The organism is Bacillus sp. MUM 116, from assembly GCF_001866655.1.
In the GTDB taxonomy this organism is placed as follows: domain Bacteria; phylum Bacillota; class Bacilli; order Bacillales; family Cytobacillaceae; genus Neobacillus.
The window spans coordinates 1-2,730 of sequence record NZ_MLYR01000052.1 but is presented as its reverse complement, the minus strand read 5'-3'; the positions used below and the strand labels follow the sequence as shown (position 1 = coordinate 2,730).

The following is a 2,730-nucleotide window of genomic DNA, read 5'->3' as shown; positions in this document are numbered from 1 at the left end:
GCTTCCACCTCTGACCTATCAACCTGATCATCTTTCAGGGATCTTACTAGCTTGACGCTATGGGAAATCTCATCTTGAGGGGGGCTTCATGCTTAGATGCTTTCAGCACTTATCCCGTCCGCACATAGCTACCCAGCGATGCCTTTGGCAAGACAACTGGTACACCAGCGGTGCGTCCATCCCGGTCCTCTCGTACTAAGGACAGCTCCTCTCAAATTTCCTGCGCCCACGACGGATAGGGACCGAACTGTCTCACGACGTTCTGAACCCAGCTCGCGTACCGCTTTAATGGGCGAACAGCCCAACCCTTGGGACCGACTACAGCCCCAGGATGCGATGAGCCGACATCGAGGTGCCAAACCTCCCCGTCGATGTGGACTCTTGGGGGAGATAAGCCTGTTATCCCCAGGGTAGCTTTTATCCGTTGAGCGATGGCCCTTCCATGCGGAACCACCGGATCACTAAGCCCGACTTTCGTCCCTGCTCGACTTGTAGGTCTCGCAGTCAAGCTCCCTTATGCCTTTACACTCTGCGAATGATTTCCAACCATTCTGAGGGAACCTTTGGGCGCCTCCGTTACTCTTTAGGAGGCGACCGCCCCAGTCAAACTGCCCACCTGACACTGTCTCCCACCCCGATAAGGGGTGCGGGTTAGAATTTCAATACAGCCAGGGTAGTATCCCACCGACGCCTCCACCGAAGCTAGCGCTCCGGCTTCTACGGCTCCTACCTATCCTGTACAAGCTGTACCAAAATTCAATATCAGGCTACAGTAAAGCTCCATGGGGTCTTTCCGTCCTGTCGCGGGTAACCTGCATCTTCACAGGTACTATAATTTCACCGAGTCTCTCGTTGAGACAGTGCCCAGATCGTTACGCCTTTCGTGCGGGTCGGAACTTACCCGACAAGGAATTTCGCTACCTTAGGACCGTTATAGTTACGGCCGCCGTTTACTGGGGCTTCGATTCAGAGCTTCGCTTGCGCTAACCCCTCCTCTTAACCTTCCAGCACCGGGCAGGCGTCAGCCCCTATACTTCGCCTTGCGGCTTCGCAGAGACCTGTGTTTTTGCTAAACAGTCGCCTGGGCCTATTCACTGCGGCTCTTCGAGGCTATTCACCTCAAAAAGCACCCCTTCTCCCGAAGTTACGGGGTCATTTTGCCGAGTTCCTTAACGAGAGTTCTCTCGCTCACCTTAGGATTCTCTCCTCGCCTACCTGTGTCGGTTTGCGGTACGGGCACCTTTTATCTCGCTAGAGGCTTTTCTTGGCAGTGTGGAATCAGGAACTTCGGTACTATAATTCCCTCGGCATCACAGCTCAGCCTGAACGAGAAGCGGATTTTCCTACTTCTCAGCCTAACTGCTTGCACGCACATCCAATAGTGCGCTTACCCTATCCTCCTGCGTCCCCCCATCACTCAAACGATAAAGAGGTGGTACAGGAATATCAACCTGTTGTCCATCGCCTACGCCTTTCGGCCTCGGCTTAGGTCCCGACTAACCCTGAGCGGACGAGCCTTCCTCAGGAAACCTTAGGCATTCGGTGGATGAGATTCTCACTCATCTTTCGCTACTCATACCGGCATTCTCACTTCTAAGCGCTCCACCAGTCCTTACGGTCTAGCTTCAACGCCCTTAGAACGCTCTCCTACCGCGGACACCTAATGGTGTCCACCCACAGCTTCGGTGATACGTTTAGCCCCGGTACATTTTCGGCGCAGAGTCACTCGACCAGTGAGCTATTACGCACTCTTTAAATGGTGGCTGCTTCTAAGCCAACATCCTGGTTGTCTAAGCAACTCCACATCCTTTTCCACTTAACGTATACTTTGGGACCTTAGCTGGTGGTCTGGGCTGTTTCCCTTTTGACTACGGATCTTATCACTCGCAGTCTGACTCCCACGGATAAGTCATTGGCATTCGGAGTTTGTCTGAATTCGGTAACCCGATGAGGGCCCCTAGTCCAAACAGTGCTCTACCTCCAAGACTCTTACTTCGTGAGGCTAGCCCTAAAGCTATTTCGGAGAGAACCAGCTATCTCCAAGTTCGATTGGAATTTCTCCGCTACCCACACCTCATCCCCGCACTTTTCAACGTGCGTGGGTTCGGGCCTCCATCCAGTGTTACCTGGACTTCACCCTGGACATGGGTAGATCACCTGGTTTCGGGTCTACGACTACATACTCATTCGCCCTATTCAGACTCGCTTTCGCTGCGGCTCCGTCTCATCAACTTAACCTTGCATGTAATCGTAACTCGCCGGTTCATTCTACAAAAGGCACGCTATCACCCATTAACGGGCTCTAACTACTTGTAGGCACACGGTTTCAGGAACTATTTCACTCCCCTTCCGGGGTGCTTTTCACCTTTCCCTCACGGTACTGGTTCACTATCGGTCACTAGGGAGTATTTAGCCTTGGGAGATGGTCCTCCCTGCTTCCGACCGGATTTCACGTGTCCGGCCGTACTCAGGATCCACTCAGGAGGGAACGAAGTTTCAACTACAGGGTTTTTACCTTCTATGACGGACCTTTCCAGATCGCTTCATCTACCCCGTTCCTTTGTAACTCCATGTTGAGTGTCCTACAACCCCGAAAGGCAAGCCTTTCGGTTTGGGCTGTTCCCGTTTCGCTCGCCGCTACTCAGGGAATCGCGTTTGCTTTCTCTTCCTCCGGGTACTTAGATGTTTCAGTTCCCCGGGTCTGCCTTCAATATCCTATGTATTCAGATA

Annotated in this window: 1 rRNA gene; it reads right to left on the bottom strand. The window is 52.7% G+C overall.

What is annotated here, in order from left to right:
- A 23S ribosomal RNA gene (locus BIV60_RS13915) occupies positions 1–2,730 on the bottom strand; the annotation flags it as partial.